We start from the raw sequence: 13,294 nt of genomic DNA on the forward strand, positions 1-13,294 counted from the left end.
TGCAGAGAGGTGAAATACATGGATAAACAATTAGCAAATACAATTTTAGATCAACTGAAAAATGGTGAGATAAAAGAGTATGTTGTAACAAAAGATGTATTTTATACGTTTCGTGAAGTTTTAGTAAACCGAGAAGATTTTAAACATTTTATTGGAAATGCACAGCGCGGTGGGCAGGTTATTTATACATATACGGAAACCCCACGTTCATAATAAGAGATAAAGGAGAGGCGATTTATGGGAGAGTTTAAACAAGGAGCTTTGCCACATTGGGACTATATGTGGAAAGATGAAGCTGGGAGAAGGCTTGTTGGCATGGTTATGTTTCCTGAGAGACGAAAGCATATGAAAGAGATCGTGGAAAGAATAAAAGTTGCCTATGAGCAAGGGAATAGAATTGAAACGACAGTAAAAGTACAACATACTTATCAACATGTTGAAGGAACTGTTGTATATTTTGATGAAGAGGCACCAGTATTTACGATTCAAGATAAAGAAGAAAATTTTCATCACATTTTTATAAAAGATGTTTCAAAGTTAAATATTATCAATGAATAACAAAGTTTTGTATATATAATGCACTTGTTTTACAATCCAGTCGCACGAATCAATATATGGATGTGCGTTTCTAATTGTCTTTTATCATTCAAATGATATTTTTATTATGTAACAAAATGAGTATATGTATTTAGAGAGTCGTATTTCTGATTTGTACAATATAGATAATGTGTAACCGGTTTCGAACAGATTACAACATACAGTCTGTTCTTTTTTGTGTGTGCTGGAGAAAAGGATTTCTTCAGCATTTCCCGTTTTTTACAAAAATGATTCTTAACATTTTTGTAAAAATGGTTAAATTCATTGACAACTTTTTTGAAAAGCACTTTATTGACATGAGTTTTAGAATGTTGTTTCATAGTCATTGTATTAAAAAAAACGACTGTTTATGTCGAAAAGTAAAAGTTAAAAAAAGAAAGAATTTATACATACATCTTGTGTCTTGTTTTAAAACGTAATACAATATATAGGGACATCGAGAATCGGCAGCGAGATATAAAAGGAAGAAAGGGAGGGTCGGAGATGTTAATTGCATATGATTCTATGACAGGGAACGTGAAGCGTTTCATCAACAAATTAAATATGCCGGCCGTTCAAATTAGTGAGGATTTAGTAATAGATGAAGAGTTTGTACTTATTACGTATACAACAGGTTTTGGAAATGTGCCAGAACGTGTTTTAGAATTTTTAGAACGCAATAATGCAAATTTAAAAGGCGTATCTGCAAGTGGCAATCGCAACTGGGGAGATATGTTTGGAGCGAGTGCAGACAAAATTTCAATGAAATACGAAGTACCTATTGTATCAAAATTTGAGTTATCTGGAACAAATAAGGATGTAGAATATTTTAAGGAAAGGGTGCGGGAGATTGCGACACATTGAACTGAATAATGAAATCACGCAAATGCAAGATGGTTTCTATCAGCTTCATAAAGATAAAGAAGCACTGGAAGTCTTTATGGAAGAAGCGAGAGCAAATACCATTCATTTTGATAGCGTGGCAGAACGAATAAAGTATATGATTGAACATGATTATTATTACAATGTTTTGGACGAGTATAAGTTGGAGGAAATAGAAGCAGTATACGATATTGCGTACGGAGAAAACTTTAAGTTCCAATCTTATATGGCAGCATCTAAGTTTTATAAAGATTATGCGCTCAAAACAAATGATCAAAAGCAATATTTAGAAAGCTATGAAGATCGTGTAGCAATTGTATCCTTATATTTGGGACGCGGTGATGTGAAAAAGGCAAAACAATTTGCGAGCATGATTGTTAAACAAAACTACCAACCAGCGACACCAACCTTTTTAAATGCCGGCAGAAGCAGAAGAGGAGAAATGGTGTCTTGTTTCTTGTTAGAGATGGATGATAGTTTAAATTCGATTGGATTTAATATTAATACGGCGATGCAGCTATCAAAAATCGGTGGCGGAGTAGCCTTGAACTTATCTAAGCTGCGTGCACGTGGTGAACAAATTAAAGGTATCGAGAACGCAGCAAGCGGTGTTGTACCAGTTATGAAATTACTTGAAGATTCGTTTTCATATGCGAATCAGTTGGGTTAACTTATGGCTCAACTATAAAACCGGGTCAATTGCTGGAACGCCTGAGTATATCGAGGTAGGATACTACGAAGAAATTACGTAGCGCCCCCTAAAAAACCAAGATTGCAGGAAATCAGCAGCCGAGCTCCTAAGTCTATTAGATATGGAGAAGGTTCAACGACCAAGTAGTTATGTAGGTGACTATATAGCTCGAACCTGGCTTCTCAAACCAAATTCAAAGGGTGTATATAGTTATGGAGAGAACAAAGAGCTTTATAACAAAAATATGTCCTATTTGTAAAAGTAAATATGTGGTTAATCAAAAGAACAAAAAATACACTGAGATTACATCACATTATTCCATTTCGTTTTTTTGAAAGTCTTGATCAAGCAAATCTTATGATGAATTTATTGCTACTTTGTGATTCGTGGCATATTTAGGTACATCAAAAACATGATGAGTGGCTAAACAAAGAATTTGGTGAGAAGAAGATATGGTCTGAACTCTATAGCGATATAGAGAGGGTAGCAGAAATGACTATCCCCCATACGTTTTAAGGTATGGAGTAACAATATGCAAAGAAAAGGTGCCGGTGCTGTATACTTAAACATTTTCCATTGGGATATTATTGAATTTCTCGATACAAAAAAAATAAATGCCGACGAGAAGAGCCGGATTCAGTCTCTATCAATCGGTATTATCGTTCCAAGTAAGTTCTTTGAGCTTGCTGAGAAAAATGAACCATTCCATGTTTTCGCACCATATACAGTATATAAAGAGTACGGAAAACATTTAGATGATATTGATATTGATGAAATGTATGATGAGTTAATGAGCAATCCAAATGTAAAGAAAAAGTCACTAGATTTAAGTGCGCGTGATATGCTCATTAAAATTGCAATGATTCAGCTTGAGTCTGGTTATCCATACTTAATGTTTAAATCAAATGCGAATCAGCAACATCCATTAAAGAATATTGGAACTGTGAAGATGTCGAACCTTTGTACAGAAATCTTTCAATTACAAGAAACATCCGAAATTAACGACTACGGTACAGATGACATAATCCGCCGTGATATTAACTGTAACTTAGGATCATTAAACATTGTAAACGTAATGGAGAATAAAGAAATTCGTGAAGCGGTACATGCAGGAATGGAAGCTTTAACAGCCGTTTCTGATATGACTGTTATTCCAAACGCACCAACTGTGAAGAAGGCAAATGATGAGCTTCATTCGGTTGGACTTGGTGCTATGAACTTACATGGATATTTAGCGAAAAATAAAATCGCTTATGAAAGTGCAGAAGCGAAAGAATTTGTTCGTACATTCTTTATGATGTTAAACTACTACTCGATTGAAAAGAGTATGGGTATTGCGAAAGAAAAGGGCGAAACATTTAAAGACTTTGATAAGTCGGATTATGCAAATGGCACGTACTTTGAAAAGTATGAAACAACAGACTATAGCCCTGTAACGGAGAAAGTACAACAGTTATTTGAAGGGATTTACATTCCAACAAAAGAAGATTGGACAAGTCTAAAAGAAGAGGTGCAGAAGTACGGTTTATATAACTCATATCGTTTAGCTATTGCGCCAACACAATCGATTAGTTATGTTCAAAATGCAACTTCAAGCGTAATGCCAATTGTAAGTCAAATTGAGTCAAGAACATATGCGAATGCGACAACATATTATCCAATGCCATATTTATCAAAAGATACGTTCTGGTACTATAAGTCTGCTTATGATATGAATCAGTTTAAACTGATTGATTTAATTGCAGAGATTCAAGAGCATATTGATCAAGGAATTAGTACGATTCTTTATGTAAATAGTGACATTTCTACACGAGAGTTAGCACGTTACTACATTTATGCACATAAAAAAGGCTTAAAGAGTCTGTATTATACAAGAACGCGTAAGTTAAGTGTGGAAGAATGTGTAGCTTGTACGGTTTGATGTAATGATATATAACTTAAAGGATAAGACATCATGAGCAGGGTTTTATAACCCTGCTCATGCTTAGTTATAAATTTTTAGGTTCTGATAGACTGTGATTAGGAAGTATGAGTTTAGAAAGGATTTCATTATAAAAAAGAAGGGGCGATTCAATGCGTGCGGTAAACTGGAATAAAAAAGAAGACGATTTTAGTTTAATGTTTTGGAAGCAAAACATCGCTCAGTTTTGGACAGAAGAAGAAATCGCAGTATCTTCTGACAAAAATACTTGGGTGCAATTATCAAAAGAAGAACAAACGACGTATAAGCGTGTATTAGGTGGCTTAACACTTTTAGATACAAAACAAGGTGGCGAAGGGATGCCACTTGTGCTTGTACATATCGAGAATTTACAAGCGAAAAGTGTGTTAGCTTTCATGGGCGCTATGGAAGAAGTGCATGCAAAGAGTTACAGTCATATCTTTACGACACTTGCAACAGAAGAAGAAATTGATGAGATTTTCGATTGGGTGGATCAGCATCCATTACTTGAGAAAAAAGCTGGTATTATTACAGGATACTATCGCAAGTTATTAAAGCCACAAGTAACGAAAAAAGAGTTATACATGGCAATGGTAGCGAGTGTATTCTTAGAAAGTTATTTATTCTATAGTGGTTTCTTCTATCCTCTATATTTAGCAGGACAAGGGAAATTAACTGCAAGTGGTGAAATTATTAATCTAATCATTCGTGATGAAAGTATTCACGGCGTATTCGTTGGTCTTTTAGCACAGCAAATCTTCGCTGAACTGTCTGCAGAAGAACAAGAAGACGTGCAAAAGGAAACACAAGATTTATTGATGGAACTGTATGAAATTGAAACGGCATATACAGAAGAAATTTATGCGTCTATTGGTCTTGTCGAAGAAGTAAATCGTTTTGTTCGTTACAATGCGAATAAAGGGCTTATGAACTTAGGATTAGAACCACGCTTTGAAGAAGAAGAAATTAACCCAATTGTTTTAAATGGTTTACGTACGGATACGAAAAATCATGATTTCTTCTCTGTAAAAGGGAATGGCTATGTAAAAGCAACGAATGTTGAAAAATTATCGGATGATGATTTTGTATTTGATTTTTAATAGATGACTGAGGAAACAGGAGGCAAAAGCCTCCTGTTTTTGTTTTTTACCATATTGCTCATATTATTTCATTTACCCAATTATCAGTAATGATTAGGTTACCCATTGTTTTCATATATTCCTTAAATAGTTTACATAATGTTATTATTTTGCAAAAGAGTTTCTCTGTCTTATGATTTCGTCACGATCTTTACAATTGATAGGATGTAAATCGCATTTGAAACGTGTACATGGGCAGGAGAAGTTCATACTCTTTTTTTATGCTCATTTTCGTATGAGTATTTACAATCCTCTTGTATCGGTGTACTATTAAACTAGTACACCGATACAAAAGGAGGGAAGAAATGAAAATTGAGTTTTCTCCAAATATACCAATTTATATTCAAGTGATGGAATACATAAAAAAAGAGATTGCAACCGGTCATTTATCACTTGGTGATAAAATTCCCTCTGTTCGTGAATTGGCAAGTGAGTTACAGGTAAATCCAAACACAATTCAGCGAACCTTCCAGGAGTTAGAGCGGGAGGGTATCGTCATAACTCGTAGAGGGATGGGACGATATGTAACGAGCGAAGGAGAGAAAATTATGGAATTGCGTAAAGAGATGGCCAAAGAACTGCTGGATTCTTTTATCAATGGAATGGATCATTTAGGGTTTTCTGGAGATGAAATTCTCTCTATCCTTCGTTCTTCATTAGAAGACAAAAAGGGGGATAAAGGATGACGAATTTACTTGTGATCAAAAACCTATGGAAGAAGTATGGTTTAAAGACAGTAATCCGGAATGTAAATTTGGAGATTACAGAAGGAAAAATTATTGGTCTTGTTGGGGATAATGGAAGCGGAAAAACGACGCTATTAAAAATGATGGCTGGTTTACAACATCCTTCAGAAGGAAGTATTACAATTGCAGGAAAGAAAATAGGATTAGATACGAAAAAGGTTGTTTCATTTATGCCAGATTACCCTGTATTTGATGAGTGGATGACTGTAAAAGATGCAATATTTTTCTATCGTGATTTCTATCAAGATTTTGATATACAAAAATCGGTAGATACAATTGCTGCATTCAAAATACCGTTAGAAGAGAGAATTACAGCTTTATCAAAAGGAATGGTTGAAAAGTTACAACTCATTTTAACATTTTCCAGAAAAGCAAAGCTTTACATATTAGATGAACCGCTTGGTGGGATAGATCCTATATCAAGAGAACATGTATTAGAGCTTGTTTTACAGTTTTATCGAGAGGATTGTACAATTATCATTTCGACACATTTAATTGGTGAAATTGAAAATATTTTTGATGAAATTCTCTTTTTAAAGGATGGAGAAATTGTACTTCATGAAAATGTGGAAGAGCTTCGTTTTCAAAAAGGGAAAGCTGTGACTGAGTTGTTTAAGGAGGTGTTTAGTAGGTGAGCGGATTACTACATTATATGTGGAATTGTAATAGAAAGAGGTTCATTATTTCATTTTGTATACTTATATTTATTATGGCTATATTATGTATACAAATGAATGTGCAGTTAAGTGGTACATCTGATAAGAAGCAATTGGAACTCTTTTTTGTTATAGTAATATTATATATATTTAGTCTATTTCTTTCCTTTATACAAACGGTAGCTACCTTTTCAAAACTTTTAAAAAATCCACTTATTCGTTTAAGTGGGGTTTCCGGATGGAAAATAGTATGGGGAATCGTTTTATTCTTATTTGCGGTGATGATAGTATGGGAAGTTGTAGCGGATTGTCTATTATATATTTTGGGAATTTTGGCAATACCGGGTTCGACATTGTTTCAATTGTTGACTGAAATAAAAGATATGACAAGAATGGAATGGCTTTTGAATTCTTTGATAGAAATGCTGAAAGTAGAAAGTATTATGGTTCAAATATTATTTTTAATCGTACTAATGAAATGGTTGATTAAAAAGAGGAAGCTGCAATTCTTATCTATCATTGTTTCTTTCTTTATTTTAAATGCAATCTTTAAAGGAATATATGTAGGGTTAGGAAAAGTAACAACAGCATATGAATTCACAAAAAAAGTAATGTATTTAAGTGGTGAAGGATTAGAAATTGGTATGTATGCAGGAACAACTATTAATATATACAATATTAGTTTTGCTTGCATAATAGGTGTAGCATGTATGTACGCAACAGCCTACATCATCGATAACAAACTAGAGGCCTAAAGGAGGAAGAATCATTGGGAAACGTAGTAGTTAAATTAGAAAATGTTTATAAAAAGATTGGTGGAAATGAAATTATTCGCGGTCTTTCATTTGAAGTGGAAGCGGGAGAGGTATATGGATTTCTCGGGCCGAATGGAAGCGGAAAAACGACAACAATTCGCATGATGACAGGTCTTATTGCCATGACAGCAGGAGATATTACGATTTGCGGTCATAGTATTCGGACAGAACGTGAGAAGGCGTTAGAACACATTGGAGCGATTGTTGAAAACCCGGAATTATATGATTATATGACAGGTATGCAAAATTTAAAACATTTTGCTAATATGGCTGTTACGCCAATTAGTAAAGAGCGTATCGCTGAAATTGTGAAGCTAGTTGAACTAGAGCATGCGATTCATAAAAAGGTAAAGACATATTCACTTGGTATGAAGCAGCGCCTAGGAATTGCTCAAGCACTTCTTCACAATCCGAAAGTTCTTATTTTAGATGAACCGACAAATGGATTAGACCCAGCTGGTATTCATGAAATTCGTGATTATTTACAAAAATTAGCGAAGGAAAAAAATATAGCTGTCATTGTATCGAGCCATTTATTAAGTGAGATTGAATTAATGTGTGATCGCGTTGTTATTATTAAGAATGGTCAATTTGTACAAGCATATAACTTACATGAGCAAGCGAAGCATGATGAAACTGTTGTCGTAATGTTTGAAGTAGATCAAATCGAACGTGGAAATGAAATCATTCAAGGTAAGGTGCAAGAAAATATTATTGTTGCTTCTATAACAAAGACTGAAATTCCGCAAATTGTGAAACAACTTGTTCATCATGATATTCTCGTATATGGCGTTACAGTACAAAACAAAACACTAGAAGATAAATTTTTATCAATTACAGGAGGAGTGAAGGCATAATGGTAAAATTAATCCAAAATGAATGTTTAAAATTACATGCGAAAAAAGGTATATATATTTTAATGGGAATATTAATTGGATTGGAAATTATAATCGCAGTCGGTGTGAAACAATGGGCACCGTCTGAGATGCAACCGTCTGGATATGGCTCATTTACAAATAGCATGTTCGATTTTATATTTCTTGTTGTTACAATTTTTGGAATCACCTTAGCAACTCGTTCTATTACAGAAGAATTTCAAAAAGGAACAATTAAACAGTTGCTGATTCGTCCTAGAAAGCGAGTTACAGTTTTATTTTCAAAATATATAACAATTGCATTAGTTGTAACAGTCATATTATTTATTGCTTTCATGGTTTCCGTATTAATTGGAATGGTTGTTTTTGGTGGAGAAAAAGAGGGACTAACAGTTGCGGTATTAATGAAGAAGTTTATGTATGAGATAATATCAGTGTTATTCTTTATAACATTAGCTTTTTGTTTAGCAAATATTTTTAGAAAATCTGTATTACCATTAGTTATGACCCTATTTATCTTTTTCTTAAAAGGAACAATCAATACGGTATTAATGATTTTGGCAGAAGGTGTAGCAAAGTTCTCTGTTTTTTCTCATTTAGATTTAAGTGTATATGATAGTAATGAATTCATTAACGCGGGAATGAAACCTCCATTTGCTGGGTTTACCTTTACAACATCATTATTAATCGATATCGTATACTTTGCTATATTACTGATTGTGTCAAGTGCCTTATTCCAAAAACGTGATGTATTATAAATGAAAAATCCTCCGCGATGAGCGGGGGATTCATTTATGAACTTGTTCTTTTTTACTTTTTGTATATCGTCTTGCAGTGATTTTCTTAATGACAATTAAGATGGATACAATGCTTATAAAGAGGGTATAACGGTCTGGAAAATGATTGTGATTATAGAAGTACGCATGAATTTATTTCTACAAATATGCGTTTAATAATGTAATAGATTAAGGGGTAGAGGTTATCATATTTTCAAAGAAATCCGTGTAAAAACTTTTTCTTATTTTCAACACGTTAAGATGTTTTATAAAATGAAAGTATAAAATGCAATATTTGGCATTATCTTGTAAAGAGGAATTTTTATTACATAGTTTCATTGAAATGTAGTAACAAAGGAACTGAGCAAAATCGGAAGAATTTTATGGATACATCATCTTTGGGGGTGTTTTTTATTCAGTACGCATTTTCACATATAAGACTTCGCAGTTTTTTTGCATGGATGATTTTAGGAATGATTGTTACAGTAGTAACGTTAACGGTGATAGGAGTTTCAAAAACGATTGAAGATGTCGTCATGCAAACGACAGTGTTTTTTATATTCCCATTACTATGGCTATATATGAAAACACAAAAAAATAATATTGTATTTACTAGTTTTTTTGATAAAACATCAAAAATGAATTGGAAATTAATTTTGATTGCAACAGCAATGGGAATGATTTTTTCTTTTGGTGTATCATTTATTCAATTTTACATACTAGCACATCTTGTCCCGAATTTTATTGTAGATATATTGAATGATACTAGTTTAATGAATACGAACAATGTGTTCACAATGATATTTAGCTTTATTTCGGCATGTATATTTGCACCGATTATGGAAGAAGTGATTTTTCGAGGTTTTTTCTTACAACGTATGACAGTAAAGTGGGGAATTAAACGAGCTGTAATTATTTCATCTCTTATTTTTGGGTTAGGTCACTTTGATATTGTAGGTGCTTTCTTATTTGGAATCATTATGTGCCTTTTGTATATTAAGACACAAAATATATGGATGAACATTGCTGTACATGCTTTAAATAATTGTATTGTAACGATTATGCAATTAATAGGAGGAGAAGAAGCAAATGATACGATTTCTGCTAGTACATTACAAGGAGTAGGAAACCTATGGGTTGGAGCTATTTTCATTTTGATTAGTCTATTATGGTTTGTACCTTTTATTCGGAAGAATTGGCGAAACATAAAGGAAACAGGAGTGCCGCCTCTTCGTTTCATCGATGAGGAAAAGAGAACGGAAATAGCGCCGCAAAATAGAATATATAGTCAAGTTATTATAACGGAGCGATTGATGGCTGTAGAATTACCAGATGAAGTTGTCAATCGGATCAAATTAGAAGAAAATGATGAAGTAACAATAACGGTAGAGAATGATCAAATTATTATTCAAAAAGCTGAGTAAAGTAAAAAGTAGCCTTCCGATGAAAGGAAGGCTACTTTTTTAATGAATAACAATTTCTACATGAAAGTTATTTCCTTTTTTTATATATTTAATATCTGTAACGGTACGAATCGTTTTTAAAATCTCTACTTTTTCCCCAATGCGGGGAATGGTAGGAACATTATCCCAAATGCCAAGTAAGTCATCTTCCTGCGCTGTTTTTTCATAAAACAAAATTTTCAAAACGATACCCCTTTCTCGAAGATTTTGTATTTTAATACATAATAAAACATTTTTATTCTCTTTGTAAGGGGTTTTTAAGGTTGTTTTGAATAAAAATTAATTTTTATTTTTCTGGAAAAACATGTTCAATATCAGGCGTTAGTGCAACTTCTGATAAGACAATATGAGAAACAGTTGTTGCATAGGAAGAGACATCATTAATAAATTCCTCAAGTTCAACTAAGGAAGGAACAGAAATTTTCACGATATAACAGAGGCTACCTGTTACGCGATAACAAAAGCTTGCTGATGGATAAGACTGAATAAATTGTTGCATACGTGTTGTATCACCATTTTTTAAAGTAATTTCTAAAATACAATCTAAAACGAGGCCAGCTTTTTTATAGTCAATATCGATTGTATATTTTCGGATTACCCCCTCACTTTCTAATTTACGAACGCGTTCTGTTGTCGAAGGTGCGGATAAATTCACACGTTTTGACAGCTCTCGCATTGAAAGGCGACTATCATTATATAATTCATTTAAAATTTTACGATCCACACGGTCTAGTTGCATTTGTAAATATACCTCCAGAAAATTTATATTTTTTGTAAAGAAAACATATAAATTAAGATTCATATGAAATGTAAAGAACGTCTTATCTATTTTACAATAAAAGTGTGAAGAGGAGGAGAGAGTGATGGAGAGAATTTCATTATCAAATGTAGGAGATACAAAGTTTCAAAAGTTATTAGGTCATAATCCGGATATATTACATTCATGGAGTGCGTTAGAAAACACGCTGTATCATACAGGAAATCTTTCGCCAGAGTTGAAGGAGCAAGTAAGAAGAACATTAGCGTATGGGAATGAATGTCCGTACTGCATGGCAAAGGGAAGACCTGATGATATGCAACAGGTGGAAGAAATTAGTGTAGCAGTTACTTTTGCACATACATTTGTTCATGATCGAAAGGCGATAGATGATAATCTGTTTCATATATTAAAACAATATTGGACGGAAAAAGAAATTGTAGAGCTTTGCGCGTATATTTGTTTTATTACTGCGTCGCAGCAACTTGGATTTGTATTTCAATTACAGCCTGATTCATCGCTAAAACTATTCCGATAAAATAATTGCATAATTATATGGAAAAAAATAAGAATATTTCGTATAATTAAAGTATAATTATTTTGAGAAATAGGGGTGGCAGTATATGGAGCAAATTCCAGTAAAAAAAATAGAAACCGTACTCGTTTTAGCAGAGGATGATAAGCAAAAACAAAAAGAATTTTATGAACTGTTGCTTATAACTCATTTTTATGTTGCTGGTACAATTGAAGCAGAAGATTCAGCAAAAGAAGGAACGTTGCGTTTGCGCCATTTTCAAGGAGAGGGTAGATGGATTGTTCCGTTCTTTACGCAATTGGAATTTGTAAAAGAAGTATTGCCAGAAGATACGCCCCTTATTACGATACGTGGTAAAGAATTGTTTGAAAGTATGGATAAGGACGCAACGGCAGTATTAAATGTAGGCACGGAAATAAGTAAAACATTTATTCCTGAAGAAATCGCAGATATTGTGTCTGGTCGTATCTTTCAGTATTACAACTAAAAAAGAAAAGCCATTTTGGCTTTTCTTTTTTAGTTTATAAATGGCACGATACCAGAAGGGATAGAAATTGTATTTCTGTTTGTATTCATTGTGACTGTAATCCCAAGGGGAATCCCAATATTAGGGTTAATATGTCCAATTGGTAAGCCGAATAGAACTGGGATATGATGCGGTGCAAAGTATTCGTACAATATCGTTTGTAACGATTGAGATGGTTTTGAAGAAATGCAGTTATGACAGCTTGTAAAAATAATACCTCGACATTTATTAAATTTTCCTGATAAATGGAGTTGATTCAACATACGATCAATGCGATATGGTTCTTCGCCAATATCTTCAAGTAATACAATTTTATTGGTTGTATCGACTTCAAATGGTGACCCAAGTGTGCTTGTCAATACAGTTAAGTTCCCTCCAATGAGTGTTCCAGTAGTGAAGCAGGAAGGGGCTGGCACAATACATTCTGATGCCGTTAAGATAGATGAATAAGGAGAGAAGAGTTGATTGAAAGAAGAACGCGATAGAGAATCTACCCCTTTTCCTAATTCTTCAATCATCGGTCCATGGAACGTCACGAGGTTTGCATAGCGTGAAAAAGCGGTATGTAAAGCTGTAATATCACTATATCCCCAAAAGATTTTTCGATTTTGTTGAATGATTTCATATTGAATGCGAGGGAGAAGACGAGCACTTCCGTAACCACCTCGTGCACAGAAAATCGCCTTTACTTCATTATTTGTAAAGGCTTCATGTATATCATCAAGACGAACTTGATCATTTCCAGCTAAATATCCATACTTCTCATAAACACTCTTTCCAATTATTACGGATAAGCCCATCTCTTGTAAGATGTCCACACCTTTTAATACATTTTCAAGTGTTGGTGGGCCAGACGGTGCAATAATCATTACTGTATCACCTTGTTTTAACGCATTTGGATATATCATTGTTTTC

General features: G+C 33.7%; 16 protein-coding genes and 1 pseudogene. 14 read left to right on the forward strand and 3 right to left on the reverse strand.

Features of this window, described 5'->3' with window-relative positions; genetic code table 11:
• Window positions 1-18: 18 nt before the first annotated feature.
• The 12 genes and pseudogenes from MR056_RS04030 (at window position 19) to MR056_RS04085 (ending at window position 10,522) form a co-directional block, all read left to right on the forward strand.
• A complete protein-coding gene (locus tag MR056_RS04030) occupies window positions 19-213 on the forward strand; it encodes a hypothetical protein (protein WP_011984150.1) in 195 nt (64 codons plus the stop codon).
• A 24-nt stretch (window positions 214-237) separates the two neighbouring features.
• Window positions 238-558, forward strand: coding sequence for a hypothetical protein (locus tag MR056_RS04035; protein ID WP_048722426.1), 321 nt, complete (start codon window positions 238-240; stop codon window positions 556-558).
• A gap of 522 nt (window positions 559-1,080) precedes the next feature.
• Entirely contained in the window at window positions 1,081-1,440 is a 360-nt protein-coding gene (gene nrdI / locus MR056_RS04040) for a class Ib ribonucleoside-diphosphate reductase assembly flavoprotein NrdI (RefSeq protein WP_048722429.1), read from the forward strand.
• Window positions 1,427-2,125: pseudogene (locus MR056_RS04045) on the forward strand (ribonucleotide reductase N-terminal alpha domain-containing protein); the annotation flags it as partial. The gene nrdI and the pseudogene MR056_RS04045, both read left to right, overlap by 14 nt.
• A 529-nt stretch (window positions 2,126-2,654) precedes the next feature.
• Window positions 2,655-4,070 carry a ribonucleoside-diphosphate reductase subunit alpha gene (locus MR056_RS04050; RefSeq protein WP_370684822.1) on the forward strand — a complete coding sequence of 472 codons (1,416 nt, stop codon included), beginning with the start codon at window positions 2,655-2,657 and terminating at the stop codon, window positions 4,068-4,070.
• A 152-nt stretch (window positions 4,071-4,222) separates the two neighbouring features.
• Complete coding sequence (gene nrdF, locus MR056_RS04055; RefSeq protein WP_048722432.1) at window positions 4,223-5,191, forward strand: class 1b ribonucleoside-diphosphate reductase subunit beta; 969 nt, start codon at window positions 4,223-4,225, stop codon at window positions 5,189-5,191.
• Window positions 5,192-5,535: 344 nt separating this feature from the next.
• On the forward strand, window positions 5,536-5,916 hold the full coding sequence (locus MR056_RS04060) for a GntR family transcriptional regulator (RefSeq protein WP_011984156.1): 381 nt from the start codon (window positions 5,536-5,538) through the stop codon (window positions 5,914-5,916).
• Window positions 5,913-6,611, forward strand: coding sequence for an ABC transporter ATP-binding protein (locus MR056_RS04065; protein WP_048722437.1), 699 nt, complete (start codon window positions 5,913-5,915; stop codon window positions 6,609-6,611). The genes MR056_RS04060 and MR056_RS04065 overlap by 4 nt, the downstream gene beginning before the upstream one ends.
• A complete protein-coding gene (locus MR056_RS04070) occupies window positions 6,608-7,387 on the forward strand; it encodes a hypothetical protein (RefSeq protein WP_048722440.1) in 780 nt (259 codons plus the stop codon). Before MR056_RS04065 ends, MR056_RS04070 begins: the two co-directional genes overlap by 4 nt.
• A 14-nt stretch (window positions 7,388-7,401) precedes the next feature.
• On the forward strand, window positions 7,402-8,304 hold the full coding sequence (locus tag MR056_RS04075; RefSeq protein WP_011984159.1) for an ABC transporter ATP-binding protein: 903 nt from the start codon (window positions 7,402-7,404) through the stop codon (window positions 8,302-8,304).
• Complete coding sequence (locus tag MR056_RS04080) at window positions 8,304-9,080, forward strand: ABC transporter permease (protein WP_048722443.1); 777 nt, start codon at window positions 8,304-8,306, stop codon at window positions 9,078-9,080. Before MR056_RS04075 ends, MR056_RS04080 begins: the two co-directional genes overlap by 1 nt.
• A gap of 431 nt (window positions 9,081-9,511) precedes the next feature.
• Window positions 9,512-10,522, forward strand: coding sequence for a CPBP family intramembrane glutamic endopeptidase (locus MR056_RS04085; protein ID WP_041810278.1), 1,011 nt, complete (start codon window positions 9,512-9,514; stop codon window positions 10,520-10,522).
• A gap of 39 nt (window positions 10,523-10,561) precedes the next feature.
• Here MR056_RS04085 and MR056_RS04090 read toward each other — a convergent pair whose 3' ends face one another.
• Both MR056_RS04090 and MR056_RS04095 read right to left on the reverse strand, forming a co-directional pair.
• Complete coding sequence (locus MR056_RS04090) at window positions 10,562-10,744, reverse strand: DUF3913 family protein (RefSeq protein WP_011984162.1); 183 nt, start codon at window positions 10,742-10,744, stop codon at window positions 10,562-10,564.
• A 103-nt stretch (window positions 10,745-10,847) separates the two neighbouring features.
• Complete coding sequence (locus MR056_RS04095; protein WP_011984163.1) at window positions 10,848-11,300, reverse strand: Lrp/AsnC family transcriptional regulator; 453 nt, start codon at window positions 11,298-11,300, stop codon at window positions 10,848-10,850.
• A gap of 124 nt (window positions 11,301-11,424) precedes the next feature.
• Here MR056_RS04095 and MR056_RS04100 point away from each other — a divergent pair, with 124 nt between their 5' ends.
• Both MR056_RS04100 and MR056_RS04105 read left to right on the forward strand, forming a co-directional pair.
• Entirely contained in the window at window positions 11,425-11,856 is a 432-nt protein-coding gene (locus tag MR056_RS04100) for a carboxymuconolactone decarboxylase family protein (RefSeq protein WP_011984164.1), read from the forward strand.
• A gap of 85 nt (window positions 11,857-11,941) precedes the next feature.
• Window positions 11,942-12,340, forward strand: a complete 399-nt coding sequence (locus MR056_RS04105; RefSeq protein WP_048722446.1) for an SseB family protein — start codon at window positions 11,942-11,944, stop codon at window positions 12,338-12,340.
• A 29-nt stretch (window positions 12,341-12,369) separates the two neighbouring features.
• Here MR056_RS04105 and MR056_RS04110 read toward each other — a convergent pair whose 3' ends face one another.
• Window positions 12,370-13,287, reverse strand: a complete 918-nt coding sequence (locus tag MR056_RS04110) for a S66 peptidase family protein (RefSeq protein WP_048722449.1) — start codon at window positions 13,285-13,287, stop codon at window positions 12,370-12,372.
• Window positions 13,288-13,294: the final 7 nt, after the last annotated feature.

Origin of the sequence: Bacillus cereus group sp. BfR-BA-01360, from assembly GCF_022663595.1 — a bacterium.
Lineage (GTDB): Bacteria > Bacillota > Bacilli > Bacillales > Bacillaceae_G > Bacillus_A > Bacillus_A cytotoxicus.

What these genes read in the sequence shown, in the direction of transcription:
- MR056_RS04030 (WP_011984150.1), top strand. Translation starts at nt 19, where the DNA reads ATGGATAAACAATTAGCAAATACAATTTTAGATCAACTGAAAAATGGT.
- MR056_RS04035 (WP_048722426.1), top strand. Translation starts at nt 238, where the DNA reads ATGGGAGAGTTTAAACAAGGAGCTTTGCCACATTGGGACTATATGTGG.
- nrdI (WP_048722429.1), top strand. Translation starts at nt 1,081, where the DNA reads ATGTTAATTGCATATGATTCTATGACAGGGAACGTGAAGCGTTTCATC.
- nrdF (WP_048722432.1), top strand. Translation starts at nt 4,223, where the DNA reads ATGCGTGCGGTAAACTGGAATAAAAAAGAAGACGATTTTAGTTTAATG.
- MR056_RS04060 (WP_011984156.1), top strand. Translation starts at nt 5,536, where the DNA reads ATGAAAATTGAGTTTTCTCCAAATATACCAATTTATATTCAAGTGATG.
- MR056_RS04065 (WP_048722437.1), top strand. Translation starts at nt 5,913, where the DNA reads ATGACGAATTTACTTGTGATCAAAAACCTATGGAAGAAGTATGGTTTA.
- MR056_RS04080 (WP_048722443.1), top strand. Translation starts at nt 8,304, where the DNA reads ATGGTAAAATTAATCCAAAATGAATGTTTAAAATTACATGCGAAAAAA.
- MR056_RS04095 (WP_011984163.1), bottom strand. Translation starts at nt 11,300, where the DNA reads ATGCAACTAGACCGTGTGGATCGTAAAATTTTAAATGAATTATATAAT.
- MR056_RS04100 (WP_011984164.1), top strand. Translation starts at nt 11,425, where the DNA reads ATGGAGAGAATTTCATTATCAAATGTAGGAGATACAAAGTTTCAAAAG.
- MR056_RS04105 (WP_048722446.1), top strand. Translation starts at nt 11,942, where the DNA reads ATGGAGCAAATTCCAGTAAAAAAAATAGAAACCGTACTCGTTTTAGCA.
- MR056_RS04110 (WP_048722449.1), bottom strand. Translation starts at nt 13,287, where the DNA reads ATGATATATCCAAATGCGTTAAAACAAGGTGATACAGTAATGATTATT.